21 protein-coding genes and 5 tRNA genes are annotated in these 25,662 nt (G+C 39.8%); 23 read left to right on the forward strand and 3 right to left on the reverse strand.

Translation table 11 applies throughout. The annotated features are described in order from the left end of the window. Nucleotides 1-120: 120 nt before the first annotated feature. Nucleotides 121-1,578 (reverse strand): aminoacyl-histidine dipeptidase, encoded by a 1,458-nt coding sequence (locus AACU95_RS09560; RefSeq protein WP_049217174.1) that lies wholly within the window; start codon nucleotides 1,576-1,578, stop codon nucleotides 121-123. 353 nt (nucleotides 1,579-1,931) lie between these two features. On the opposite strand from AACU95_RS09560, the gene gpt reads away from it, so the two are divergent. The 19 genes from gpt to luxS all read left to right on the forward strand — a co-directional run bounded on the left by gpt (nucleotide 1,932) and on the right by luxS (nucleotide 20,105). Further along, nucleotides 1,932-2,393: a xanthine phosphoribosyltransferase gene (gene gpt, locus AACU95_RS09565; RefSeq protein ID WP_004244790.1), complete on the forward strand. Its 462-nt coding sequence runs from the start codon at nucleotides 1,932-1,934 to the stop codon at nucleotides 2,391-2,393. 232 nt (nucleotides 2,394-2,625) lie between these two features. Beyond that, nucleotides 2,626-3,876: an esterase FrsA gene (gene frsA / locus AACU95_RS09570; RefSeq protein WP_049217172.1), complete on the forward strand. Its 1,251-nt coding sequence runs from the start codon at nucleotides 2,626-2,628 to the stop codon at nucleotides 3,874-3,876. A gap of 71 nt (nucleotides 3,877-3,947) precedes the next feature. Continuing rightward, the gene (gene crl / locus AACU95_RS09575) at nucleotides 3,948-4,349 is read left to right on the forward strand and encodes a sigma factor-binding protein Crl (protein WP_012367569.1); all 402 of its coding nucleotides are present in this window, start codon (nucleotides 3,948-3,950) and stop codon (nucleotides 4,347-4,349) included. Nucleotides 4,350-4,461: 112 nt separating this feature from the next. Further along, complete coding sequence (proB, locus tag AACU95_RS09580; RefSeq protein ID WP_004247396.1) at nucleotides 4,462-5,565, forward strand: glutamate 5-kinase; 1,104 nt, start codon at nucleotides 4,462-4,464, stop codon at nucleotides 5,563-5,565. An 11-nt stretch (nucleotides 5,566-5,576) separates the two neighbouring features. Continuing rightward, on the forward strand, nucleotides 5,577-6,830 hold the full coding sequence (gene proA, locus AACU95_RS09585) for a glutamate-5-semialdehyde dehydrogenase (protein ID WP_004244786.1): 1,254 nt from the start codon (nucleotides 5,577-5,579) through the stop codon (nucleotides 6,828-6,830). 144 nt (nucleotides 6,831-6,974) lie between these two features. Further along, nucleotides 6,975-7,487, forward strand: coding sequence for a shikimate kinase AroL (aroL, locus tag AACU95_RS09590; RefSeq protein WP_049217169.1), 513 nt, complete (start codon nucleotides 6,975-6,977; stop codon nucleotides 7,485-7,487). A gap of 103 nt (nucleotides 7,488-7,590) precedes the next feature. Then, on the forward strand, nucleotides 7,591-9,750 hold the full coding sequence (aas, locus tag AACU95_RS09595; RefSeq protein ID WP_080544257.1) for a bifunctional acyl-ACP--phospholipid O-acyltransferase/long-chain-fatty-acid--ACP ligase: 2,160 nt from the start codon (nucleotides 7,591-7,593) through the stop codon (nucleotides 9,748-9,750). Continuing rightward, on the forward strand, nucleotides 9,750-10,952 hold the full coding sequence (gene lplT / locus AACU95_RS09600; protein ID WP_004252263.1) for a lysophospholipid transporter LplT: 1,203 nt from the start codon (nucleotides 9,750-9,752) through the stop codon (nucleotides 10,950-10,952). The genes aas and lplT overlap by 1 nt, the downstream gene beginning before the upstream one ends. 32 nt (nucleotides 10,953-10,984) lie before the next feature. Continuing rightward, entirely contained in the window at nucleotides 10,985-11,491 is a 507-nt protein-coding gene (gene pncC, locus AACU95_RS09605) for a nicotinamide-nucleotide amidase (protein WP_012367572.1), read from the forward strand. Between the two features lie 107 nt (nucleotides 11,492-11,598). Further along, nucleotides 11,599-12,666, forward strand: a complete 1,068-nt coding sequence (gene recA, locus AACU95_RS09610) for a recombinase RecA (RefSeq protein WP_004247401.1) — start codon at nucleotides 11,599-11,601, stop codon at nucleotides 12,664-12,666. A gap of 901 nt (nucleotides 12,667-13,567) precedes the next feature. Then, the gene (alaS, locus tag AACU95_RS09615) at nucleotides 13,568-16,195 is read left to right on the forward strand and encodes an alanine--tRNA ligase (RefSeq protein ID WP_004244779.1); all 2,628 of its coding nucleotides are present in this window, start codon (nucleotides 13,568-13,570) and stop codon (nucleotides 16,193-16,195) included. A 217-nt stretch (nucleotides 16,196-16,412) separates the two neighbouring features. After that, nucleotides 16,413-16,601, forward strand: coding sequence for a carbon storage regulator CsrA (csrA, locus tag AACU95_RS09620; RefSeq protein WP_004244778.1), 189 nt, complete (start codon nucleotides 16,413-16,415; stop codon nucleotides 16,599-16,601). Nucleotides 16,602-17,066: 465 nt separating this feature from the next. Then, nucleotides 17,067-17,159: transfer RNA gene (locus AACU95_RS09625), tRNA-Ser, on the forward strand. 9 nt (nucleotides 17,160-17,168) lie between these two features. Next, nucleotides 17,169-17,245 (forward strand) — tRNA-Arg (locus tag AACU95_RS09630). Between the two features lie 89 nt (nucleotides 17,246-17,334). Further along, nucleotides 17,335-17,411: transfer RNA gene (locus tag AACU95_RS09635), tRNA-Arg, on the forward strand. Nucleotides 17,412-17,462: 51 nt separating this feature from the next. After that, nucleotides 17,463-17,539, forward strand: a tRNA-Arg gene (locus AACU95_RS09640). 43 nt (nucleotides 17,540-17,582) lie between these two features. Continuing rightward, nucleotides 17,583-17,659 (forward strand) — tRNA-Arg (locus tag AACU95_RS09645). 184 nt (nucleotides 17,660-17,843) lie between these two features. Beyond that, complete coding sequence (gene gshA, locus AACU95_RS09650) at nucleotides 17,844-19,424, forward strand: glutamate--cysteine ligase (protein ID WP_049217596.1); 1,581 nt, start codon at nucleotides 17,844-17,846, stop codon at nucleotides 19,422-19,424. Nucleotides 19,425-19,589: 165 nt separating this feature from the next. Then, nucleotides 19,590-20,105, forward strand: a complete 516-nt coding sequence (gene luxS, locus AACU95_RS09655; RefSeq protein ID WP_004244776.1) for an S-ribosylhomocysteine lyase — start codon at nucleotides 19,590-19,592, stop codon at nucleotides 20,103-20,105. A gap of 130 nt (nucleotides 20,106-20,235) precedes the next feature. Here luxS and AACU95_RS09660 read toward each other — a convergent pair whose 3' ends face one another. Together AACU95_RS09660 and AACU95_RS09665 are read right to left on the reverse strand one after the other, a co-directional pair. Continuing rightward, complete coding sequence (locus AACU95_RS09660; RefSeq protein ID WP_004247404.1) at nucleotides 20,236-21,510, reverse strand: HlyC/CorC family transporter; 1,275 nt, start codon at nucleotides 21,508-21,510, stop codon at nucleotides 20,236-20,238. Nucleotides 21,511-21,545: 35 nt separating this feature from the next. Continuing rightward, a complete protein-coding gene (locus tag AACU95_RS09665) occupies nucleotides 21,546-22,346 on the reverse strand; it encodes a cytochrome C assembly family protein (RefSeq protein ID WP_004244774.1) in 801 nt (266 codons plus the stop codon). A gap of 172 nt (nucleotides 22,347-22,518) precedes the next feature. Here AACU95_RS09665 and ffh point away from each other — a divergent pair, with 172 nt between their 5' ends. The 4 genes from ffh to trmD all read left to right on the forward strand — a co-directional run bounded on the left by ffh (nucleotide 22,519) and on the right by trmD (nucleotide 25,622). Beyond that, nucleotides 22,519-23,880, forward strand: coding sequence for a signal recognition particle protein (gene ffh / locus AACU95_RS09670; protein WP_017827485.1), 1,362 nt, complete (start codon nucleotides 22,519-22,521; stop codon nucleotides 23,878-23,880). A gap of 137 nt (nucleotides 23,881-24,017) precedes the next feature. Further along, nucleotides 24,018-24,266: a 30S ribosomal protein S16 gene (gene rpsP, locus AACU95_RS09675; RefSeq protein ID WP_004244772.1), complete on the forward strand. Its 249-nt coding sequence runs from the start codon at nucleotides 24,018-24,020 to the stop codon at nucleotides 24,264-24,266. Between the two features lie 18 nt (nucleotides 24,267-24,284). Continuing rightward, a complete protein-coding gene (rimM, locus tag AACU95_RS09680; protein ID WP_004244771.1) occupies nucleotides 24,285-24,830 on the forward strand; it encodes a ribosome maturation factor RimM in 546 nt (181 codons plus the stop codon). A 39-nt stretch (nucleotides 24,831-24,869) separates the two neighbouring features. Next, nucleotides 24,870-25,622: a tRNA (guanosine(37)-N1)-methyltransferase TrmD gene (gene trmD, locus AACU95_RS09685; RefSeq protein WP_004244770.1), complete on the forward strand. Its 753-nt coding sequence runs from the start codon at nucleotides 24,870-24,872 to the stop codon at nucleotides 25,620-25,622. Nucleotides 25,623-25,662: the final 40 nt, after the last annotated feature.

Below are 25,662 nucleotides of genomic sequence, written 5' to 3' on the forward strand. Positions count from 1 at the left end.
TTTTATTACAAAATAGTATAAGAATTGGCTTTTATAAGATGGTTGGGAATAAGTTATAGGGAGATAAAATAACAAAAAACCCGCTTATTAAGCGGGTTTGATAACTGTTTTTAAGTAGAATTATTTAGCCGGGATCGCTTTTAAAATAGCAGTCAGTAACTGCCAGTATTGACCTACACTCTTAATGTGTACTCGCTCATCCGGTGAGTGTGCACCGCGAATGGTTGGCCCAATAGAGACCATATCCATATCTGGATAAGGTTTTTTAAATAGACCGCACTCAAGACCTGCATGGATCACCATAATATTTGGCACTTTATCAAATAGTTGTTGATAAGTGTCACGTACTAAGTGCATAACCGGTGAATCCGCATCAGGTTTCCAGCCAGGATAACCACCTTTGGTTTCGATATCTGCTTGAGCAAGTTTGGCTAATGCTGTCAGCATGCTAACAACATAAGTTTTACCACTATCAATCAGAGAGCGAATTAAACATAGGATTTCTACTTTATCGTCAACAATACTCACTACACCGACGTTTAATGAGGTTTCAACCACACCTTCCACATCATCACTCATGCGGATAACACCATTTGGCATGGCATTAAGTAAATTGATAGTGCGAGATTGACAATCAGCAGTAAATACTGGTTTTTCGGTGCTAGTATCTGTTAATTCGATAGCTAGATTTTTTTCAGCAATGGCTAATTCACTTTTTAATAGCGCTTCAAATTCTGTGGTAATGCTATTTAATTGAGTCGCTTTATCCGCAGGAATAGCAAAAATAATATGCGCTTCACGAGGGATAGCATTACGCAGTGTACCACCATGGAAATCAATTAATTTTAGTGCTAATTCATCCGCATGTTCAGCAAGGAAACGCGCTAATAATTTGTTTGCATTACCTAAACCTAAATGAATATCACCACCTGAGTGGCCACCATTTAGGCCTTTTAGTACCAGTTTTTTGACGATATGGTTTGCAGGAATAGCTTCATAAGTGAGGTCTACCGTGGTTTTAACATCAATACCACCGGCACAACCCATATAGATTTCGCCTTCTTCTTCTGAGTCTGTATTAATCAGAATATCCGCTTGTAACCAGCCAGGCTGTAGTCCAAAAGCACCATCCATTCCAGTTTCTTCTGTCATGGTTAACAATACTTCTAAGGGGCCATGTTTAACAGTATCGTCAGCTAATACAGCGAGTGCAGAAGCCATACCAACACCATTATCTGCACCTAATGTGGTGCCTTTCGCTTTTACCCATTCACCATCAATATAAGGTTGGATAGGATCTTTGGTAAAGTCGTGTTCGGTATCGTTATTTTTTTGTGGCACCATATCTAAGTGCGCTTGTAAAACGACTGTTTTACGATCTTCCATACCTTTGGTGGCAGGTTTACGGATTAAAATATTTCCTACCGTATCGCGCTCAACAGATAAACCTTTTTCTGTCGCCCAAGCCATAATGTGGGACGCTAAGGCTTCTTCATGATATGAAGGGTGTGGAATTGAACAAATTTTTGCAAAAATATCCCATAATGGTTGTGGGGATAGAGTAGATAGTTCAGACACGATGGATCTCCTCTAACAGCATCTGTGTTATGAATAGCCTACCGCTTTCTTAAGGGTTAGCTTTATTATTCTGAGCGTTATTCGCCAAATATAATTGAGAATATCACTTTCTTTTGATGAATGCGTCATTCTCTTACGTATCTATCTAATAATTTGGATTTCTGTGTTGGTGTTCGCTTTTTTATTGCGTGTTTTTTAGACAAAAAAAATACATATCAGGAAAAATGAGGATTATCTCGACCATTTTTATGTTTTCTCTGGTTTTTGAACGCTCAAATCACTATAATCTCGCGCAACCTTTTTTTCCGCAAAAAAGCTTCTCTCGAATTTCAAGTAGCTAGGATCACAATATTATGAGCGAAAAATATGTTGTAACGTGGGATATGTTGCAAATACATGCCCGTCAATTGGCACAACGTTTGTTACCAGTCGAACAATGGACAGGCATTATTGCCGTCAGTCGTGGTGGATTAGTTCCTGCCGCATTACTTGCTCGTGAATTGGGTATCCGCCATGTGGATACTGTCTGTATTTCTAGCTATGATCATGACCATCAACGTGACCTCAAAATCTTAAAAAAAGCAGAAGGTGATGGTGAAGGTTTTATCGTTGTTGACGATTTAGTTGATACAGGTGGCACCGCAAAAGTTATCCGTGAAATGTATCCGAAAGCACATTTTGTCACTATCTTTGCTAAGCCAGAAGGGCGTCCGTTAGTTGATGATTTTGTGGTTGATATTCCACAAAATACCTGGATTGAACAACCTTGGGATATGGGCGTTATGTTTGTTCCCCCTGTTTGTGATAAAAAATAATTTATCTTAATCAATTAATTCAAATATATTGATAAAATCCTCGTTTATTGAACTGACCCCAGTTCCTATGCGAGGATTTTTTATATCGGCTTTATTTTTGATGACCTGACGCTTTTCCTATCTCTTCGTGCTGATGTTGATCTGCTATTCCACTGTAGAAGTGAAATCCATGTTATGATGTGAGCAGAATTTTGAGCCTCATTATACGATACACACTGATTTGAAGAGTGATATGGCAAATAATACAAATCTTTCTGAAACGTTATTTAAACCTCGTGCTAAACATGCGGAAACCTCAACGTTAATACAGTACACACACCCTAAATCTAATATTGATTCGTACTCTGTACTTAATGGGATGAGCCAGCAAAATTGGTATCGCACAATTCAACGTCTACAGTGGATCTGGCGAGGTATTTCCCCCATAGAGATCGAAGAAGTATTAAGTCGCATTGCTATTTTTGATGCGCCACGCAGTGATGATAAATTTATTGATACAGTCGTTGGTTATCGACGTGGCAACTGGTCATTTGAATGGTCTCATCAAGCAATGATTTGGCAACAAAAAGCGTTACGAGAGACCTCAGAGGAAGCAGCCGCTGATTGTTGGTTACGAGCGGCAAACCTTTATAGCATTGCTGCTTATCCATTTATTAATGGCGATTTTCTTGCTGAACAAGCGGTAGTATTGGCGATGAAAGCTTTTGAAAATGCAATGAAATTCTCTTCATTTGAAGTAAAAAAACTGACGTTTAAATTAACAGGTAAAGGAACTACCAGTGGATTTTTACATCTACCTAAAGGGTGTAAAGGACCTTATCCAACAGTCATTTTTTGTGGTGGGTTAGATAGTTTACAAAGTGATTATGTTAACTTTTTTAGGCGCTACTTATCACCAAAAGGTATCGCGATGTTAACCGTAGATATGCCATCTATTGGTTATTCTGTTAAGCAGAAACTCAGCGAAAATACCTGTCAATTGCATGGTGATATTTTACAGCAGTTGGGAGATATTCCATGGATTGATCACACTCGAGTGGGCGTAATGGGATTTCGGTTTGGTGCCAATATTGCGGTGCGTTTAGCCTATCTTTATCCAAAATTGATTAAAGGTGTTGTGGCATTAGGGCCATTAATTCATGCCTTTTTTACTCAAGCGGAATTACAGAAGAAAATCCCCATTATGTATCTCGATGTACTGGCGAGCCGCTTAGGATTATTAAATATAGATGAAAACAATCTCAGACTATCGTTAAGTAGTTATTCACTGAAAAACCAAGGGTTGATTGGTCGTCGTATGCCAGTGCCGATGATGAGTGTTTATTGGAAAGGGGATGAAATTAGTCCTAAAGAGGATTCGCAGCTCATTGCTCGCTCTTCTATGGATGGCGATATAGTAGAAATAAAAGAAAAACCACTTTATAAAGGGCTTGAACAGGCATTAACTAAAAGCGCAGATTGGATCTATGCTAAATTAATATAAATAATTTCAAACAATAACTTGCTAATTATAATAGATTATATAACAGTAGAGGTGATAAGGAGACTGAATTTATGACTTCATCTTTGCACCCTACCCGAGGTAAGTTATTAAAACGTTTTGCTCAAATAGGACCTTATATCCGTGAGCAACAATGCCAAGAAAGCCAGTTTTTTTTTGATTGTTTAGCTGTTTGTGTAAATAAGAAAGTCACACCAGAAAAACGAGAGTTTTGGGGCTGGTGGATGGAACTTGAACGTAATGGTGAACAGTTAATTTATTATTACCAAGTTGGCCTATTCGATAAAAATGGCGATTGGGTTAATCAAGTAATAAGTAAAAAAGATGTGATTGAATCAATACATGAAACACTTATTCGTTTTCATGATTTTCTACAAGCGGCGGTAAGTGAATTAGAGATGACGCTAGTTCCAGATGAAAAAATGAGCAATTTTCCTCTTCCCCTTAAGCCCTAATTTTGTGTTAGGGCAACTTTTCATAGATTTTGCGTTATGTCAGTTGGCATAACGCTTCTCTCCTGATAAAACAGTGTATGATCTTTTAAATCAACAAAAAATGGTAAATGTTATGAGTAGCAGCCAAACGCTGGTTGTTAAATTAGGGACAAGTGTACTGACTGGTGGTTCACGACGTCTGGATCAGTCTCATATTGTAGAGCTGGTTCGCCAATGTGCAAAACAACACGAAAAAGGGCACCGGATAATTATTGTCACGTCGGGAGCAATAGCGGCAGGGCGTGAATATTTAAACTACCCCGATTTGCCCGCAACAATAGCATCTAAACAACTGTTAGCCGCTGTGGGGCAAAGTGCTTTAATTCAGGTATGGAAGCAGCTATTTGCTATTTATGGTATTCATATTGGGCAAATGTTATTAACTCGCGCGGATATAGAAGATAGAGAACGTTTTTTGAATGCGCGTGATACACTGCATGCATTATTAGATAACAAGATTATTCCTGTTATCAATGAAAACGATGCCGTTGCTACTGCAGAAATAAAAGTAGGGGATAACGACAATCTTTCGGCATTAGCTGCCATTTTAGGTGGCGCTGATAAACTCCTGTTACTTACTGATATCGAAGGTCTATATACGGCCGATCCTCGTAGCAATCCGGATGCGAAGCTTATTCCTGAAGTTTTTGATATCAACGATGAATTACGTCAAATGGCCGGTGATAGTGTCTCTGGTTTAGGTACTGGAGGTATGGCAACTAAGTTACAAGCGGCCACTGTTGCAGGGCGTGCTGGTATTGACGTTGTTATTGCCGCCGGTGTTAAGCCTGATGTTATCAGTAAAGTTATTGATAATGAACCTGTCGGAACACTCTTTCATGGTTTAAAAAGCCCCCTTGAAACGCGTAAACGATGGATTTTTGGTGCTCCAGTCGCAGGGGTTATCATTGTTGATAATGGGGCTGAAAAGGCGATTAAAGAGCAGGGGAGTTCTCTTTTACCTAAAGGTATTAAAGAAATTAAAGGTGACTTTTCTCGAGGGTGTGTTATCCGCATTCAAAGTTTGCAAGGAAAAGATCTTGCTCATGGTGTCGCGCATTATAATAGTGATGCGCTACGCTTAATTGCGGGGCACCATTCGCAAGAGATTAGTCAAATTTTAGGTTATGAGTATGGCAGTGTTGCGGTTCACCGTGATGATATGATTGTGAGCTAGGGAGTATAAATATGTTAGAACAAATGGGAAAAGCGGCGCGAGAAGCTTCTTGGCACTTAGCTCAGCTATCAACCGAACAAAAAAATCAGGCACTGTTAGTCATCGCTGATTTATTAGAGCAGCAAGAAGCCATTATTCTTGCTGCTAATGAAAAAGATATGGTGGCGGCACGAGAGTCTAATATTAATGCTGCAATGCTTGATCGTTTATTACTCACATCAGAACGTTTAAAAGCGATCGCTGATGATGTTCGCCAAGTTTGTCATCTAGAAGATCCTGTAGGTCAAGTGATAGATGGTCGTTTGTTAGACAGTGGCTTACGTTTAGAACGCCGCCGAGTCCCTTTAGGGGTTGTTGGCGTTATTTACGAAGCTCGTCCAAATGTGACTATAGATGTAGCATCTTTATGCTTAAAAACAGGGAATGCGGCTATTCTCCGTGGCGGAAAAGAGACTCACCATACTAACCAAGCCGTTGTCGCGGTGATCCAGCAAGCACTAGAAACATGTGCTATTCCTGCGGCTGCTATTCAAGCTATCGATAAGCCAGATCGCGAATTAGTCGCAAAAATGCTAAAAATGGATGAGTATATTGATATGCTTATTCCTCGAGGTGGTGCAGGATTACATAAGTTATGTCGTGAACAATCCACTATTCCTGTGATCACGGGGGGGATTGGTGTTTGTCACACCTTTGTTGACGAAAGTGCTGATTTAGACCAAGCATTAAATGTTATTATTAATGCTAAAGTACAGCGTCCAAGCGCATGTAATTCGTTAGAAACGTTATTGGTACATGAAGCTATTGCGGAGAGTTTCTTACCTCAATTAAGTGATGCGATGGCAGCACAAAAGGTTACTTTGCATGCCAGTCAACGCGCTATAACTGCATTGAAAAAGGGACGTGCGACGGTCGTCGATGTGACTGAAGCAGATTATTGTGATGAATGGCTATCACTGGATCTGAATGTTGAAGTCGTTAATGATTTAACGGCGGCAATTGCTCATATTCGCCAATATGGTACCGCGCACTCAGATGCTATTTTAACGCAATCTATCAGTCATGCTGATCGCTTTGTACGCCAAGTTGATTCTGCTGCGGTATATGTGAATGCTAGCACACGTTTTACAGATGGTGGACAGTTTGGCTTAGGTGCTGAAGTAGCGGTGAGTACACAAAAGCTACATGCACGAGGCCCTATGGGATTAGATGCTCTAACCACCTATAAATGGATTGGTTACGGCGACAATACATTACGTCGCTAATAATCCCTTAAATAGCTAAGCCATACTTTCATAAAGTGTGGCTTTATTTTTTTGTATTGTGAGGTATGATACTTAATACTTTACACATTGTAAATTTTAGATTACACCCATTTAGCAGGTTAACACAGCGGAGAGAGTGCATTTATGGAAAGTACAATTTACCTTATAGGACCTAGAGGTGCAGGAAAAACAACAGTAGGTAAAGCGCTTTCTCTATCTTTAGATTATCAATTTATTGATACAGATAATTGGATAACATATAAATATCAACAAACTATTTCTTCTATGGTTGAAGCGGAAGGTTGGGATGTCTTTCGCCAACTTGAATCAGATGCGCTTATTCAAGTTAGCCAACCTAACCAAGTTATTTCAACGGGGGGAGGGATAGTGTTGGCAGAAAAAAATCGTGTTTATATGAAAAATTCAGGTGTAATTGTTTATTTACAAGCTTCACTTGAAACTTTAGTTGAGCGTTTATCTCAAGATCCTAATGAGGCACAAAGACCTAGCTTGACGGGAAAAACATTAGTTTCAGAAATACATGATGTTTTAATTAAGCGTGAGCCTTTATATATGCAATGCGCAGATATTATTGTTGATGCTGGATTATCTATTAATGATATTATTGAGGTCATTCTCGCAAAACTCGCTAAATAATTAGGAAGTTGTCCTATATAAAGACGAAAACAAAAGACAACTATTTTATTTTCATCATATCCTATTTATAGTAAGGCTAATTATAGCAAAATGAGATATGGATATGATGTTGATAGCGTTTTTTAAAACACTATTTAAATTCTTATTTCGAGTAAGAATTGAAGGACTAATTAATCAGTTTTCACAATATGAAAAATGCATTATTACGCCAAATCATACATCGTTTATTGATGGTATATTATTGCGTTTATTTTTACCGATTAACCCTGTCTTTGCTGTTTACACCTCAGTGGCTAATGCCAAACATACCAAATGGCTCAGTCGTTATGCGGATATTGTTCCTTTAGATCCCGCTAATCCAATGGCGGTTCGCCAATTAGTTAAAGAAGTCGATAAAGGCCGTCCTGTTGTTATTTTCCCTGAAGGGAGAATTACGGTAACTATTGGTTTGATGAAGATTTATGAAGGTGCTGCGTTTATTGCTGCTAAATCAGGGGCAAAAGTTATCCCTGTTAGAATAGAAGGTGCTGAATTTAGCTACTTTTCTCGAGTGCATAAAACGTTAAATATAAAAGCAAAGCTCTTTCCTAAAATCACAATAAAAGTGCTACCTGCGGTTGATTTACCTATGCCTACAGCGGAAAAATCAGCAGAGCGCCGTCGCTTATCGGGAGAAAAGCTCCGTGATATTATGATGGATGCTATTATGCAAGCACGTCCTAATATCACGCTCTATGAGGCATTTTTACAAGGAATGTCTCAGTTTGGTCGTTTCAGTCCTCTTATTTCAGATATTAATATGAAAGAGGATAGTTATCAGGGCCTATTGAAAAAAATATTAGGTGTTAGTCGTATTATTGAACGCTATACCGAACCTAATGAACGAATTGGCCTTTTACTTCCTAATACTACCGTTACGGTTGCGGCTTTATTTGGGGCGACAATGCGCCAACGGGTTGTGGCGATGCTTAACTATACTGCGGGTAGCTTAGGTGTACAAAATGCCATGAAAGCGGCATCCATTAAAACGATTTTTACCTCACGCCAATTTTTAGAGAAAGGAAATTTATTACATATTCCAGAACAGACTCCGGATGCAAACTGGGTTTATCTTGAAGATCTCAAAGATAGCATTACTAGAGAAGATAAACGCTGGATTGCACAGCACTTACTCACTCCTCATAAAGCGATGTTAGCGCAAAAATCGACGGACGCAGCAGTTATCTTATTTACTTCTGGATCTGAAGGCACACCGAAAGGTGTCGTTCATAGCCACTCCAGTTTATTGGCGAATGTAGAGCAAATTCGCGCTATTGCTGACTTTTCACCCAGAGATAAATTTATGGCTGCATTACCGTTATTCCATGCTTTTGGTTTAACGGTAAGTGTATTAGCACCTATCTGCTTAGGGGCACGAGTATTCCTCTACCCAAGCCCACTACATTATCGTGTAGTACCTGAATTAGTGTATGACCAAAATTGTACAGTATTGTTTGGTACTTCAACTTTCTTAGGCAATTATGGCAAATTTGCTCATCCTTATGATTTTGCTCGACTAAGATATGTGGTTGCAGGGGCGGAAAAACTGTCCGAATCGACACGAGTATTATGGCAGGATAAATTTGGTATTCGTATTTTAGAAGGTTATGGGGTCACTGAATGTGCTCCTGTTGTCTCCATTAATGTACCAATGAGTGCTAAGCCATATACCGTGGGACGTTTATTACCAGGCATGGAAGGGCGTTTAATTCCTATAAGTGGTATTACGGATGGTGGAAGATTACAACTGCGTGGTCCTAATATCATGCTTGGCTATTTGCGCGTTGAGTCCCCTTATAAATTAGAACAGCCTACAGCAATAAATGCCGAAGGCATCGAAGAAGCGGGTTGGTATGATACGGGAGATATCGTTGCTATTGATAGCGAAGGTTTTTGCACTATTAAAGGGCGTGTAAAACGTTTTGCAAAAATAGCAGGAGAAATGGTTTCTCTTGAAAGTGTAGAGCAATTAGCGGCTAAAGCCTCGGAAGGCAACCATGCTGTGGTGGCGGTAAATGATCCACGTCGAGGTGAGTCATTAGTGCTTTTTACCACCGATAAGCAACTTGATCGCAGTATGTTATCGGCATTAGCTAAATCCACTGGTGTGGCAGAAATTGCGGTACCAAAAGATATTCGTTTTCTCAAAGAAATTCCTGTTTTAGGAAGTGGCAAAACGGATTTTGTCTCGTTAAAGCAACTCGCTGAACAGGAAAATAATTAATGTCAGAGAATATAAGTCAGCCCCCATTACTGAGTAAGGGCATGAAAGCAGTATTATTATCACAGTTTCTTTCTGCATTTGCGGATAATGCTTTGTTATTTGCCATACTCGCTCAATTTAAATCAGCACTTTATCCAGAATGGAGCCAGCCTATTTTACAAATGGTGTTTGTGCTGGCTTATATTCTCTTAGCTCCTTTTGTTGGACAAGTTGCCGATCGCCAGCCTAAAGGTAGGGTGATGCTTACTGGTAATGCGTTAAAATTTGCCGGTGCTTTTCTTATTTGTATTGGAACCGATCCATTCTTAGGTTACGCCTTAGTGGGGATCGGCGCCGCCATTTATTCGCCTGCTAAATATGGTATTTTAGGTGAGTTAACCGATGGCGAGCGTTTAGTCAAAGCAAATGGCTTAATGGAAGCATCAACTATTGCGGCAATTTTATTAGGCTCTGTGATTGGTGGGCTTCTTTCCGATTGGAGCATTATCTTAGCATTAGCTGTCTGTGCGACAATGTATGCTTTGGCTGTATTGGTTAACTTTAGCATTCCCAAGTTATCACCTGCTCAAATAGGTCGAGGCTGGAATATTAAAAAAATATTCAATCAATTCTTAGCTGCTTGTGGCTCTTTATGGCGAGATAAAGAGAGCCGTTTTTCTCTGGTAGGAACAAGTATGTTTTGGGGGGCCGGCGTCACATTGCGTTTTCTATTAGTGCAATGGGTGCCAATAGCTTTGGGAATGACTGATAATACAACACCAACAATATTAAATGCGATGGTGGCGATTGGTATCGTGATTGGCGCTGGTTTAGCCGCTAAGTTTGTCACATTAAAAACGGTCCGTCGTTGTATGCCTGCCGGGGTTTTAATTGGCTTAGGTGTTGTTTACTTCTCATTACAAACCACCATTATTCCAGCCTATTTTATCTTAGTTGTTATTGGCATTTTTGGTGGCTTCTTTGTTGTACCATTAAATGCTTTGCTACAAGATAAAGGAAAGCATAGTGTGGGAGCGGGGAATGCCATTGCTGTACAAAATTTAGGTGAGAATACCGCAATGTTACTGATGCTAGGTTTGTTCTCGCTAGTCACCAGTATGGGTATTTCCGTTATTACAATTGGTATTGGCTTTGGTGCTATCTTTGCGCTAGCAATTGGTGGATTATGGTTGTGGGATTGCACAAGAAAGAGAGCTGAATAACGTTAATTGAGAGTCGAGGTGAAACAACCTTTATGATAAATAATGATGAAATGACCCATCTGAGCATTGAAGTCGGTCAGGCACTGCTAAAACGAAAAAAAACGTTAACTACTGCAGAATCATGTACTGGAGGATGGATTGCAAAAGTCATTACTGATATAGCAGGTAGCTCAGATTATTATCATCGAGGTTTTGTGACTTACAGTAATCAAGCTAAACATGACATGATTGGTGTAGATGAGCAAACATTGTCTGATTTTGGTGCCGTGAGTGAACAAGTTGTCTGTGAGATGGCAAAAGGGGCATTGCTAACAGCAAATGCAGACTATGCTGTATCGGTTAGTGGTATTGCAGGTCCCGGCGGCGGTAGTGAAGAGAAGCCCGTTGGTTTAGTTTGGTTTGGCTTTGCAATAAAAACCCCAGAGGGGCTTCGAGTGGTTGCTAAACACTGTATTTTTAGTGGATCACGAGAGGAGGTGAGAGCCCAATCTGTGATTTTCTCTTTAAAATCAATTCTTAAAGAAATTATTAATAATTAACTTGATACTGTATGATTATACAGTATAATGAGTTTCAACAAGCAAAATCATATACGTTTTAATGGTAGTGACCCATCTTTATGCTTCACTGCCCAGAGGGAGATAACATGGCTATTGATGAAAACAAACAAAAAGCATTGGCCGCAGCACTTGGTCAAATTGAAAAGCAATTTGGTAAAGGTTCTATCATGCGTCTGGGCGAAGACCGTTCCATGAACGTAGAAACTATCTCTACAGGATCTTTATCATTAGACGTTGCTTTAGGTGCAGGTGGATTGCCACGTGGCCGTATTGTTGAAATCTATGGCCCTGAATCTTCTGGTAAAACAACCTTGACTCTACAAGTTATTGCCTCTGCTCAGCGTGAAGGAAAAATTTGTGCATTTATTGATGCTGAACATGCATTAGACCCAATTTATGCTCAAAAGCTAGGTGTCGATATCGATAATCTACTCTGCTCTCAACCTGACACAGGTGAACAAGCACTGGAAATTTGTGATGCATTATCTCGCTCTGGTGCGGTCGATGTTATTGTCGTGGACTCCGTGGCAGCATTAACACCAAAAGCTGAAATTGAAGGTGAAATTGGTGATTCACACGTTGGTTTAGCCGCACGTATGATGAGCCAAGCTATGCGTAAACTAGCGGGTAACCTTAAAAACTCTAATACACTGCTGATTTTCATTAACCAAATTCGTATGAAAATCGGTGTTATGTTTGGTAACCCAGAAACCACGACCGGTGGTAATGCGCTTAAATTCTATGCTTCTGTTCGTTTAGACATTCGTCGCATTGGCTCTGTCAAAAATGGTGATGAAGTCATTGGTAGTGAGACTCGCGTTAAAGTTGTTAAAAATAAAGTGGCTGCACCGTTTAAACAAGCTGAATTCCAAATTATGTACGGTGAAGGTATTAATACCTATGGCGAACTGATTGATTTAGGTGTTAAACATAAGTTAGTAGAGAAAGCAGGTGCTTGGTATAGCTACAATGGCGAAAAAATTGGTCAAGGTAAAGCTAACGCAACCAATTACTTAAAAGAACATCCTGAAATGTACAATGAGTTAAACACTAAATTGCGTGAAATGTTGTTAAATCATGCTGGTGAATTCACAAGTGCTGCGGATTTTGCAGGTGAAGAGTCAGACAGTGATGCTGACGACACAAAAGAGTAATTAGCTGGTTGTCATGCTGTTTGTGTGAAAATAGACCTTAAATCATTGGCTATTATCACGACAGCATCCCATAGAATAACTTGTTTGTATAAATTTTATTCAGATATCAAAGGAAGCCTTAAAAAAGCTTCCTTTTTGTTTTATGTAAAAATTAACCACTCAGTGGTAGTGAAAAATTAGTTTATTTTTCACTGTTTTTCTTTTTTTTTGCAATTTATTACTATTTTATCAGCAATAACAATATTTTTATCTTTGGGTGGTTTTACACTATGTAAGTGTTTATATAGTGAAGATTTGGTGATGTATTCTATTGGTTATTTATAACATCATATTTCTTTTACATGTTTGAAAAAATAGCATTAAAATAAATTGTTAGCATCTATCTATATAGATAATCAATCTCTTTGACTACGAGAGAAATGGATTTTTGCTACTTTATTATTTTAAATTTATCAGTAAATATATTTAGTTAAATGATTCTGGCGGGATTTTTATTCAGAAAAATTAAATATGTAATGGGAATATTGGCTTTTTTTGATAATACAGATTTAGGATAGCTGTTGCGAGCAAATGAGCAAAATGCTATTGATAATAAACTAAAAATGACGAAAAAATTATTTAATAGTTTTATTATGAAATTATCGTCATTACCTTCTCATATCTTACAAAATTCGCCTCGATTTGGTTAAAACGACCTATCTTGAAGTATGTTGCTACTTTCAGAAAACTACTAGACGATTTACAATGTCAACTCGAATAAGTTTATCGGGGGTTTTACTTCTGAGCGAAGAAATTCTATCTTATCCCTACTTATGTATTCGTTGGCTAAGTAGAGGTAAAACTAAACCTCCTCTAACTAGATTTCTAATTTCTGTTTTTCCAGCTTGATTTCGGGATAATTATGAGCAAAAGCACCGCTGAGATCCGTCAGGCGTTTCTCGACTTTTTTCATACTAAAGGACATCAAATAGTACCAAGCAGTTCTTTGGTTCCAAATAATGATCCAACATTGCTGTTTACAAACGCAGGGATGAACCAATTTAAAGATGTATTTCTTGGATTGGACAACCGACCTTATTCCCGAGCGACAACCGCGCAACGTTGTGTGCGCGCGGGTGGTAAACATAATGATTTAGAAAATGTGGGTTATACAGCACGTCACCATACATTTTTTGAAATGTTAGGTAACTTTAGTTTTGGTGACTATTTCAAACATGATGCCATTAACTTTGCCTGGGAATTATTAACTGGCAAAGAGTGGTTTAACTTACCTAAAGAGAGACTTTGGGTAACCGTTTATGCCACTGATGATGAAGCTTATGATATCTGGAATAAAGAAGTCGGTGTTCCAGCTGAGCGCATTATTCGTATTGGTGATAATAAAGGCGCACCATTTGCTTCAGATAACTTCTGGCAAATGGGAGATACGGGGCCTTGTGGTCCATGTACTGAGATATTTTACGATCATGGTGATCATATTTGGGGGGGACCGCCAGGAACACCTGAAGAAGACGGTGATCGCTATATTGAGATCTGGAATATCGTCTTTATGCAGTTCAACCGTAAATCAGATGGTACAATGGATCCATTGCCGAAGCCTTCTGTTGATACGGGAATGGGATTAGAGCGTATTACTGCTGTACTACAGCATGTTAACTCTAACTATGATATTGATTTATTCCGCGCACTCATTAAATCCGTTGCTGAAGTGACTAATGCGACAGACTTAGCAAATAAATCATTACGTGTGATTGCCGACCATATCCGTTCTTGTTCTTTCCTTGTTTGTGATGGTGTCATTCCTTCTAATGAAGGTCGAGGCTATGTGCTACGTCGTATTATCCGTCGTGCTGTACGCCATGGTTATATGTTAGGTGCGAAAGATACTTTCTTCTATAAACTCGTTGCACCGCTTATTGATGTAATGGCTGAAGCCGGTAAAGAACTTAAGAATCAACAAGAAATCGTTGAAAAAGTACTTAAAACGGAAGAAGAGCAGTTTGCACGTACTTTAGAGCGCGGTTTACAATTATTAGATGAAGAGCTAGAAAAATTAACCGGTGATACTTTAGCGGGTGAAACGGCTTTCCGTCTTTATGATACATATGGTTTCCCATTAGATTTAACTGCGGATGTTTGCCGTGAAAGAAATATCAAAGTTGATGAAGAAGGCTTTGAACTGGCAATGGAAGAGCAACGTAAACGTGCTCGTGAATCTAGCGGTTTTGGTACTGACTATAACGAACTGATTAAAGTCGATAGTCGCAGTGATTTCTCAGGTTATGACCATAATGAGCAACAAGGTACTATTAATGCGATTTTCCATAATGGTCAAACAGTCACTGAGCTTAAAGCAGGTGAAGAAGGGATTATCTTCTTAGATAAAACGGCTTTTTATGCTGAGTCTGGTGGCCAAGTAGGTGATAAAGGTCTTCTGATTGGCAAAGATAGCCAGTTTGAAGTTACCGACACGCAAAAATATGGCAAGGCTATTGGTCATATTGGTAAAGTCATTTCTGGATCTTTTATTGTTAATCATAAGATCAATGCAGTCATTGATGTGGCTCGTCGTGATGCTATTCGCTTAAATCACTCAGCAACGCATTTATTGCATGCGGCATTACGCCAAGTATTAGGCACTCATGTTACCCAGAAAGGCTCTTTAGTTAACGATAAATATCTGCGTTTTGACTTCTCTCACTTTGAAGCAGTAAAACCAGAACAGTTACGTGAAATTGAAGACATTGTTAACGCGCAAATCCGCCTTAACTCGCCGGTTGTCACCGAGTTAATGGATCTTGAAGATGCGAAGCAAAAAGGTGCGATGGCACTCTTTGGTGAGAAATATGAAGAACGTGTTCGTGTTTTAACCATGGGGGATTTCTCAACTGAACTTTGTGGTGGTACTCACGCAGCCAGAACGGGTGATATTGGTCTATTCCGCATTATGAGTGAATCAGGGACTGCGGCCGGTATTCGCCGAATTGAAGCGATTACGGGGGCTACAGCGATTGAAAGTGTTCATGAGCAATCGGATCTGATTTCTCTTGTGGCACATGCACTTAAAAGTGATGGTAGTAATTTAGTTGAGAAAATTAAAACGGTTCAAGAAAAATACCGTTCATTAGAAAAAGAACTTCAACAACTGAAAGATCAGCAAGCAGCTCAAGAAAGCTCCTCGTTAGGAAGCCAAGCTAAGAATGTGAAAGGTATCAAACTTTTAGTTCGTGAACTGAATAATGTTGAACCAAAAATGTTAAGAACAATGGTTGATGATTTAAAAAATCAATTAGGTTCAGCAATAATTGTACTTTCTACTATTTCTGATGGTAAAGTGAGCTTAATTGTCGGTGTGACTAAGGATTTGACTGCTAAAATAAAAGCAGGTGAGCTAATTAGTTTTGTCGCTCAGCAAATCGGTGGTAAAGGTGGTGGTCGCCCTGATATGGCACAAGCTGGTGGTACAGATGTTGAAGCGTTACCCGCTGCTTTAGCGAGTGTTGACGAGTGGGTAGAATCGCATCTTTAAGCGATAGCTACCTGAAAAAGCGTTATCCCTAGTTTTTAGGGGTAACGCTTTATGTAATATTGACAATCCGTTAAATAATCAATCACAAAATTTATATTTTGTTATGAAGTATGGGCTATATGTGATAAATAATGATTATACGAATTGACAATGTATGATGGATAATGGCCGGGAAATTCTAGAGACCCGACTCTTGTAAATTTTCAAGGAGCAAAGAATGCTTATTCTAACTCGTCGAGTTGGTGAAACGCTTATGATAGGCGATGATGTAACCGTAACCGTTTTAGGGGTTAAAGGTAATCAGGTACGTATTGGCGTAAATGCCCCCAAAGAAGTATCTGTCCATCGTGAAGAGATCTATCAACGAATTCAGGCCGAGAAAACTCAGCCCACAGATAACTACTAAGCAATCTCTTATTTTTAGCTAGTTACCCTTTCTTCGTAAGCGTCCACACTTTTGCCGGGTCTGGGCGCTTTTCTTTTCTATAGAACTTTCCATTTTCTTTCTCGTTCTTCACCTCGCTCTTTTGAACTGTATTTATTATTACACTATCCGCTTATTCTGATTGACAGAATTGAAAGTCTTTTTACTGCTTATCATTCGATTCATAATTATTAGTAGGGGGAATAAAATTATTCGTCGATGAGATAAAATGCTTGAATGATTTTTCATCAGCGATATCATGGTATTCAGTTCTTTTTTAGCCTTTCTTGCTGATAAACGCATCAGTTTGTTTGTGAAGTGTTCAAACGAACCTATATTCGTAAAAAGTTGAGAAAAATTGTTTGACTTCTCAGGCTGAGAAAGTAATATGTGCGCCACACAGAGACGAGATGTTCACAAAGAACTTCTTCGAGTGGTTCTAAATATGGTGAGATGGCCGAGAGGCTGAAGGCGCTCCCCTGCTAAGGGAGTATGCGGTCAAAAGCTGCATCGAGGGTTCGAATCCCTCTCTCACCGCCATTTAGATTTGCATCCTTAGCTCAGCTGGATAGAGTACTCGGCTACGAACCGAGCGGTCGGAGGTTCGAATCCTCCAGGATGCACCATATTCCAACCCCATGATTAAATGTATGGGGTTTTTATTTTGGTGCGAATAGTGAATAATTTGCATTAAAAGAGTAAAATTAAACAACGTGCATCCTTAGCTCAGCTGGATAGAGTACTCGGCTACGAACCGAGCGGTCGGAGGTTCGAATCCTCCAGGATGCACCACTTATTTCTCGACATTGCACAATGTAATGTGAGAGGCAAAAAGATAACAACGCATCCTTAGCTCAGCTGGATAGAGTACTCGGCTACGAACCGAGCGGTCGGAGGTTCGAATCCTCCAGGATGCACCATCTTTTTATAAAGTTAGCTTATCTTAGTTAAATTAGTACGACTGCATCCTTAGCTCAGCTGGATAGAGTACTCGGCTACGAACCGAGCGGTCGGAGGTTCGAATCCTCCAGGATGCACCATCTTTAAAGCCTCGCTTATCGCGGGGCTTTTTGCTTTTTCTCTTTCCTGCATTGTTTATATATTATCGATTTGTTTCGCATCAACTAATAACGCCGATATCATCTAATCAGCGACAATTTGGTGACTTTGCGATAAAGTAACTGTTATCTACTTATTAACATTAACCAACGCGGGAGGTCACCTTTGATCCCGGACGTATCTAAAGCGCTTTCTTGGTTGGAAGCCCATCCTAAAGTTTTATGTGGTATCCACCGTGGTATAGAGCGAGAAACCTTAAGAGTTACTCCTGATGGTCATTTAGCGGCTACAGGACACCCTGTCGAGCTAGGTAAGTCACTCACTCACAAGTGGATCACGACAGATTTTGCTGAGTCTCTGTTAGAGTTTATTACTCCTGTTGACGATAATATTGATCACACCTTACATTTTTTAAGTGATTTGCATCGCTATACGGCACGTCATTTAACCAATGAGCGTATGTGGCCGATGAGTATGCCTTGCTTTATTGAAGCCGAAGATAAAATAACATTAGCGCAATTTGGTACCTCTAATGTTGGGCGTTTTAAGACGTTATATCGTGAAGGGCTGAAAAATCGTTATGGTGCGTTAATGCAAACTATTTCTGGTGTGCATTACAATTTTTCGTTACCTATCGAATTTTGGCAAGCGTGGGCAAATATCACCGATGAAGAAACAGGTAAAGAGGCGATTTCAGACGGTTATTTACGTTTGATCCGTAATTACTACCGTTTTGGTTGGATAATTCCTTTTTTCTTTGGTGCTTCGCCAGCTATTTGTGGTTCATTCTTAAAAGGTCGAAAAACCAATTTACCCTTTGAAAATACCCCTAAAGGCGCAAAATACTTACCTTATGCAACTTCGTTGCGCTTAAGTGATTTAGGCTATACCAATAAGTCACAGAGTGATTTAGATATTACTTTTAATCATCTAGAGACTTATGTGAAAGGTTTGAAAAAGGCCATTCACAAACCGTCAGAAGAATTTGCTAAATTAGGTGTAAAGAAAGACGGTAAGTATATTCAATTAAATACTAACGTATTACAAATTGAAAATGAATTATATGCGCCTATTCGTCCTAAACGCGTAGTCAAAGGGGATGAATCACCTTCTGATGCATTATTACGTGGTGGTATCGAATATATCGAGGTTCGCTCATTAGATATCAATCCATTTACGCCTATCGGCGTTGATGAAACACAAATTCGTTTCTTAGATTTATTCTTGATTTGGTGTGTATTAGCGGATGCACCAGAAATGAATGCAGAAGAATTGGCCTGCTGTCGTGCAAATTGGAATAACGTTATTCTAGAAGGGCGTAAGCCAGGTCAAGTTATTGGCATGGGTTGTGGTGAAAGAAAAGAGCCATTAGCACAAGTGGGGAAAGCGCTTTTTGCTGACTTACAGCGCGTAGCTAAGGTATTAGATAGCTGTTCTGGAACTAAATATCTAGAAGTTTGCCTTAAGTTAGAGGAAATGTTTGATAATCCGCAATTAACCTTCTCTGGCAAATTATTAGAAAAAATTAAAGCACAGGGTATTGGCGGTTATGGTCTATCTTTAGCTGAAGAATATCATCAACAATTAGTCAATACCGCTTATGAAGTGTTAACAGATGATGCTTTTGAACATGAGAGAATTTCATCTATTAAACGTCAGGCAGACTTAGAAAAGAGTGATACCATTTCTTTCGATGAATATTTGAAGCTCCATGCTGGGCCAAATAATGATGGTGTGGCTTCTTAAAACTCAGATAGAAAAAAGCCACACTAAAATTTGTGTGGCTGAATAAATTCTATAGAGAAATAGGGATGATAACATTTTGCGCGTATTCGTTACTAAGACCGAGGCGCTCGCAGAAAGTTTCATGTTCTCTTAAAAATATTTAAAAATTTTCTTAGGAGGTTTTTTATGCCGTTATTGGATAGCTTTACTGTTGACCATACACGTATGTCTGCACCTGCGGTACGCGTTGCTAAAACGATGAAAACACCCTCTGGTGATACTATTACCGTTTTTGACTTACGCTTTACTGTCCCAAATAAAAAAGCCATGCCTGAGAAAGGAATTCATACGTTAGAGCACTTATTTGCAGGTTTCATGCGTAATCACTTAAATGGTGAAGGTGTTGAGATCATCGATATTTCGCCAATGGGATGTCGTACAGGCTTTTATATGAGCTTAATTGGTCAGCCTGATGAGCAACGTGTTGCTAATGCATGGAAGGCAGCTATGGAAGATGTATTGAAGGTTAAAGATCAAAACCATATTCCTGAGCTTAATGTCTACCAATGCGGAACTTATGAAATGCACTCGTTAGCTGAAGCTCAAGATATTGCACGAGACATTTTATCTCACACTATTGGCATTAATCATAATGATGAATTAGCACTACCAGAAGACAAACTCAAAGAGTTACAAATCTAGCTACAGTTGCTATATAGATAAAGAGACAATAACTCAAGCTATTTGATCTTGATTTGTTGTCTCTTTTAATTTGATGGGTGATTTATCATAACGGTCAACGCCAATTGCATTGAACCGCTATTAATAATCGCTAGTGACGAGAGGGCGTAAGATGGCGGATCAAGGCTTTCTTAATCACATTGTCTTGCACTTCCAACACTTCAAATTCATAACCATCAATCGTTATTTTGGCACCTACTACGGGTAAATCACCCAACTCTTCAATAATAACCCCATTAATTGTTCGTGCTTCATTTTCTGGTAAATGGCAAGCAAAGGCTTTATTGATATCTCGGATATTAGTTGTGCCATCCACTAATAGTGAACCATCTTTTTGTGGGATCACTTCTTCTGCTAAAGAAGGAGACATTGAGGTAGTAAAATCACCGACAATCTCTTCTAGGATATCTTCAACAGTGACTAATCCTTGAATTTCACCATATTCATCGACGACAATACCGGCTTTTTCATTATTACGTTGGAAATTAACTAGTTGTAAGCTAAGTGGTGTACTTTCTGGGATAAAATAGATTTTATCAGCAGCTTTAATCAAAATTTGTTTAGTAAATTCTTTCTTCTCTGTCATAAGGCGGTAAGCTTCGCGTACTCGTAGCATACCAATGACATCATCGAGGGTATCACGATAAAGGACAATACGCCCATGAGGGGAGTGAGTTAACTGTCTGACAATGGATTTCCACTCATCATTGACATCAATACCAAAAATTTCATTTCTCGGCACCATAATATCGCCAATAGTCACTTTTTCTAAATCCAAAATAGAAATCAGCATATTTTGGTTACGCTGTGACAGTTTCGATTTTGATTCATTCACAATGGTGCGTAGTTCTTCTTTTGATACCGCATTACCCTGTATTACGGGGGATTTAATACCGAAAATGCGCATAAACACTAAGGTAATTTGGTTAAAAAACCACACAACGGGCAACATGATTTTCTGTAAAGGTGACAAAAGAACGCTACTTGGATAAGCGAAACGTTCTGGATAAAGCGCTGCGATAGATTTTGGTAGTACCTCAGCAAAAATAAGAATGACAAAGGTTAATACACCTGTTGCAATAGCTACTCCTGCATCACCATATAAACGCATTCCTACAATAGTGGCGAGAGCGGAGGCGACAATATTAATCAGGTTATTACCAATTAATACTAAGCTAATCAATCTATCGGGACGCTGTAATAGTTTTTCTACTCTTTTGGCAGAGCGATTACCTTGCTTGGCTGCGTGGCGTAGCCGATAACGATTGATAGTCATCATGCTAGTTTCAGTGCCTGAAAAATAGGCTGAGGCAAAGATCATACCGATAAGTATGATAATGAGCGTTGTTGTCGACACATGCTCCAAAATTGAGTTCCTTTTGCTACCTTAAAATGAAAAGATTAATTAAGCATTAACTCTTGCAATAAACGATTACCAAAAAAAGCTAATGTCAAAATAATGGCACCGATCAGGTTAAAAATAACCACTTTTTTCCCACGCCAACCCTCACGGAAGTGTCCCCATAATAAAATGATGTAGACAAACCACGCAATAATAGAAAATATTGATTTATGGATATTTTCTTTACCAAAGATATTATCCATATATAACAGGCCGGTACACAAGGTTAATGTCAGTAATACTACCCCCACTTGGGTAATATGAAACATTTTACGTTCAATTGACATTAATGGTGGCATTTGTGGTGAAAATTTTAGTTTCTTATTTTTTAGTTGATAGTCGAGCCAGCTGAGTTGTAAGGCATATAAAGCAGCAATTAACAAAGTGGCGTAACTTAATAAAGCAAGCCCAATATGAATAAAGAGCGATGTGCTACTTTCAAGGTGGGTGACAAACTCACCTGGCATCAAGGCGGCAATAATGAGATTGACTATGGAAAAGCAATAAACAATAGGCAGCAAAAACCAAGCTCTACCACGGGAAGCAACAATGGTCATGATAACGCAGACCATTAAACTGACCACCGCCCCTAAATTGGTGAGTGACAGATTTTGCCCGCTATGTGGACGGAAAATCAAAAATTTTAATGAGATAGCATGGGTCACAAGGGCGACCACCGCAAAAAGCAGCGCTAATCCACGGTATCCATTTTGCTCTTTTCTCAGCAAACTGGGGAGAATAAACACCAGACTGAGTAAATAAGCGCAGACAGCAACGATAGAGATTGATATAACGGGCATAGTTTCGCTTACATAATAGGGTACATAATTGCTTAGTATAGCGCTAGGTGAATTCCGCTCCAACTATTGAAGTCATTAAGCGTAAATCTCTATGCAGAGATCTGCGCGTCATCGTGATATAATCGATGAAATAGACGACAGACAAGCCCAACTTTAACACTGAGCTAAGATAATGTTTGAGAATTTAAGTGACAGATTATCGCGCACATTGCGCAATATCAGCGGCAGAGGCCGACTGACCGAAGAAAACATTAAAGACACACTGCGCGAAGTGCGTATGGCTTTATTAGAAGCTGATGTGGCTTTGCCCGTGGTTCGTGAGTTTATTGCACGTGTCAAAGAGAGTGCAGTAGGTCATGAAGTTAACAAAAGTCTGACCCCAGGTCAGGAATTTGTCAAAATTGTACAAAATGAGCTGGTAAATGCGATGGGAGAGGTCAATAACGATCTTGACCTTTCAGCTCAGCCACCTGCCGTGGTATTAATGGCTGGTTTACAGGGGGCGGGTAAAACGACAAGTGTTGCTAAACTTGGTAAATTTTTAAAAGAGAAAAAGAAGAAGAAAGTATTAGTAGTTTCTGCTGACGTCTATCGTCCCGCAGCGATTAAACAACTGGAAACCTTAGCCGAAACGGTTGGTATTGACTTTTTCCCTTCAACGGTACAAGAAAATCCCGTCACCATTGCTAGCAATGCGTTAAAACATGCTCAGCTCCAATTTTATGATGTATTGCTGGTGGATACTGCGGGTCGTTTACATGTTGATGAAGGCATGATGGAGGAGATCCAACTTCTTCATAAAGCAATCAATCCAGTAGAAACCCTATTCGTTGTTGATGCAATGACAGGGCAAGATGCTGCTAACACCGCAAAAGCCTTTAATGAAGCACTCCCTTTAACAGGGGTGGTATTAACTAAAGTTGATGGTGATGCTCGTGGTGGTGCCGCATTATCTATTCGTCATATCACAGGGAAACCAATTAAATTCCTCGGTGTTGGTGAAAAAACAGAAGCATTAGAACCTTTCCATCCCGATCGTATTGCCTCACGTATTTTAGGCATGGGCGATGTTCTTTCATTAATTGAAGATATCGAAAGTAAAGTTGACCGAGCGCAAGCTGAAAAGCTGGCAACTAAACTAAAAAAAGGGGACGGTTTTGATTTAAATGATTTCTTAGATCAGTTAAAGCAAATGAAAAACATGGGGGGCATGGCGAGTATGCTAAGTAAAATGCCCGGCATGTCTCAGGTGCCTGATGCGGTGAAATCACAAATGGACGACTCAATTTTAGTCAAAATGGAAGCTATTATTAGCTCAATGACGAAAAAAGAGCGCCAAAAACCTGAAATCATCAAAGGTTCTCGTAAACGTCGTATTGCGATGGGATCGGGAACACAAGTGCAAGACGTCAACCGCTTATTAAAGCAGTTTGATGATATGCAACGTATGATGAAAAAGATGAAGAAGGGCGGCTTGGCTAAGATGATGCGTGGCATGAAAGGTATGATGCCACCAGGCTTTCCAGGTCGCTAAAAGCAAAAAGTCCGAAAAAAACGTCGCTTTGGATTGCTTTTTTCGCCAAAGTGAGTAAACTTTTCGGGCTTTTTATATGACAACCGGACGCCATTCCTCGATGGGGTCTGGTTGTTTTGTTAACTAATGAGGATGTTATGGTAACAATTCGTTTAGCTCGTGGCGGCGCAAAAAAGCGTCCGTTTTACCAAGTAGTCGTGACCGATAGCCGCAATGCGCGTGATGGTCGTTTTATTGAACGTGTAGGTTTTTATAACCCACTGGCAACCGGTAATGCAGAAGAATTACGTTTAGACGTAGACCGTGTTGAACATTGGGTTGCTCAAGGCGCAACTGTTTCAGAACGTGTTGCTGGCCTGATCAAATCAGCGAAGAAAAGCGCTTAATCTGTCGCGGTGGTAACAATGAGCGAACAAAAAACCTTTAAAGAGCCTGTAGAACCTATTGTTATGGGTAAGTTGGGCTCACCTTACGGGATCCGTGGTTGGCTCAGAGTTTTTTCTTCCACCGAACATGCCGAAAACATTTTTGAATATCAACCGTGGTTTATTCAACGACATGGTCAATGGGAATCCATTGAGATAGAAACTTGGAAACACCACAATCAAGATATTATCGTCAAGCTAAAAGGTATTGACGACAGAGATGCTGCAAATATTTTGACTAATTTTGAAATTGTCGTAAGTGCTACACAACTTCCTGATCTAGACGGTGAGTATTACTGGAAAGATCTGATGGGTTGTCAGGTAGAAACTGACAAGGGCTACGATTTAGGTGTCGTTAACGACATGATGGAAACGGGCTCAAATGACGTCATGGTAATCAAAGCAAATCTGAAAGATGCATTCGGTGTCAGGGAGCGGTTAGTTCCGTTTCTTGATGGGCAGGTTATCAAGAAAGTCGATCTCTCAGCGAAAAAAATTATCGTTGATTGGGATCCTGGTTTTTAGATTCTCCGGTTAACGGTTCTCAACAGTGGGACAGTGCAAATGTGGATTGGGGTAATTAGCCTATTTCCTGAAATGTTCCGCGCTATAACCGAGTACGGGGTGACTGGTCGGGCAGTGAAGCATGGTCTGCTGAATGTGGAATGTTGGGATCCCCGAGATTTCACTTATGACAGACATCATACAGTAGATGATCGCCCTTATGGCGGTGGTCCCGGTATGTTGATGATGGTACAACCGTTAAGGGAAGCTATTCATCAAGCAAAAGCTGCGGCAGGTGATGGTGCAAAGGTGATTTATTTATCACCTCAAGGGCGCAAACTCGATCAACAAGGTGTTTGCGAATTGGCTACAAATGAGAAATTAATTCTGGTTTGCGGTCGATACGAAGGAATAGATGAGCGTGTCATTCAGACCGAAATCGATGAAGAGTGGTCTGTTGGTGATTACGTATTAAGTGGTGGGGAACTCCCTGCCATGATAATGATAGATGCAGTAGCACGTTTTGTTCCTGGTGTTCTTGGACATGCGGCTTCGGCGAAAGAAGACTCTTTTGCAGAAGGATTACTGGATCATCCTCACTATACTCGTCCAGAGGTGTTAGATGGTATGGCGGTTCCGGCAGTGTTACTGTCTGGTAATCACGCTCATATTAATCGCTGGCGTATGAAACAATCGCTGGGCCGGACCTGGCTAAGAAGACCTGAGCTTCTGGAAAGCCTAGCTCTGACTGACGAGCAAAGAGTGCTGTTAGCAGAATTCCAGCAGGAACATTTGCAAAGAACAGCAGAGTAAGTCTGACACAAAGTGTCATTAATATCAGTTTACCTAGGGT

Source organism: Proteus sp. G4415, assembly GCF_963896075.1.
In the GTDB taxonomy this organism is placed as follows: domain Bacteria; phylum Pseudomonadota; class Gammaproteobacteria; order Enterobacterales; family Enterobacteriaceae; genus Proteus; species Proteus mirabilis.

Coding starts and splice junctions, on each gene's coding strand:
- gpt (WP_004244790.1), top strand. CDS start 1,932: ATGAGCGAAAAATATGTTGTAACGTGGGATATGTTGCAAATACATGCC.
- frsA (WP_049217172.1), top strand. CDS start 2,626: ATGGCAAATAATACAAATCTTTCTGAAACGTTATTTAAACCTCGTGCT.
- crl (WP_012367569.1), top strand. CDS start 3,948: ATGACTTCATCTTTGCACCCTACCCGAGGTAAGTTATTAAAACGTTTT.
- proB (WP_004247396.1), top strand. CDS start 4,462: ATGAGTAGCAGCCAAACGCTGGTTGTTAAATTAGGGACAAGTGTACTG.
- proA (WP_004244786.1), top strand. CDS start 5,577: ATGTTAGAACAAATGGGAAAAGCGGCGCGAGAAGCTTCTTGGCACTTA.
- aroL (WP_049217169.1), top strand. CDS start 6,975: ATGGAAAGTACAATTTACCTTATAGGACCTAGAGGTGCAGGAAAAACA.
- aas (WP_080544257.1), top strand. CDS start 7,591: ATGATGTTGATAGCGTTTTTTAAAACACTATTTAAATTCTTATTTCGA.
- lplT (WP_004252263.1), top strand. CDS start 9,750: ATGTCAGAGAATATAAGTCAGCCCCCATTACTGAGTAAGGGCATGAAA.
- pncC (WP_012367572.1), top strand. CDS start 10,985: ATGATAAATAATGATGAAATGACCCATCTGAGCATTGAAGTCGGTCAG.
- recA (WP_004247401.1), top strand. CDS start 11,599: ATGGCTATTGATGAAAACAAACAAAAAGCATTGGCCGCAGCACTTGGT.
- alaS (WP_004244779.1), top strand. CDS start 13,568: ATGAGCAAAAGCACCGCTGAGATCCGTCAGGCGTTTCTCGACTTTTTT.
- csrA (WP_004244778.1), top strand. CDS start 16,413: ATGCTTATTCTAACTCGTCGAGTTGGTGAAACGCTTATGATAGGCGAT.
- luxS (WP_004244776.1), top strand. CDS start 19,590: ATGCCGTTATTGGATAGCTTTACTGTTGACCATACACGTATGTCTGCA.
- AACU95_RS09665 (WP_004244774.1), bottom strand. CDS start 22,346: ATGCCCGTTATATCAATCTCTATCGTTGCTGTCTGCGCTTATTTACTC.
- ffh (WP_017827485.1), top strand. CDS start 22,519: ATGTTTGAGAATTTAAGTGACAGATTATCGCGCACATTGCGCAATATC.
- rpsP (WP_004244772.1), top strand. CDS start 24,018: ATGGTAACAATTCGTTTAGCTCGTGGCGGCGCAAAAAAGCGTCCGTTT.
- rimM (WP_004244771.1), top strand. CDS start 24,285: ATGAGCGAACAAAAAACCTTTAAAGAGCCTGTAGAACCTATTGTTATG.
- trmD (WP_004244770.1), top strand. CDS start 24,870: ATGTGGATTGGGGTAATTAGCCTATTTCCTGAAATGTTCCGCGCTATA.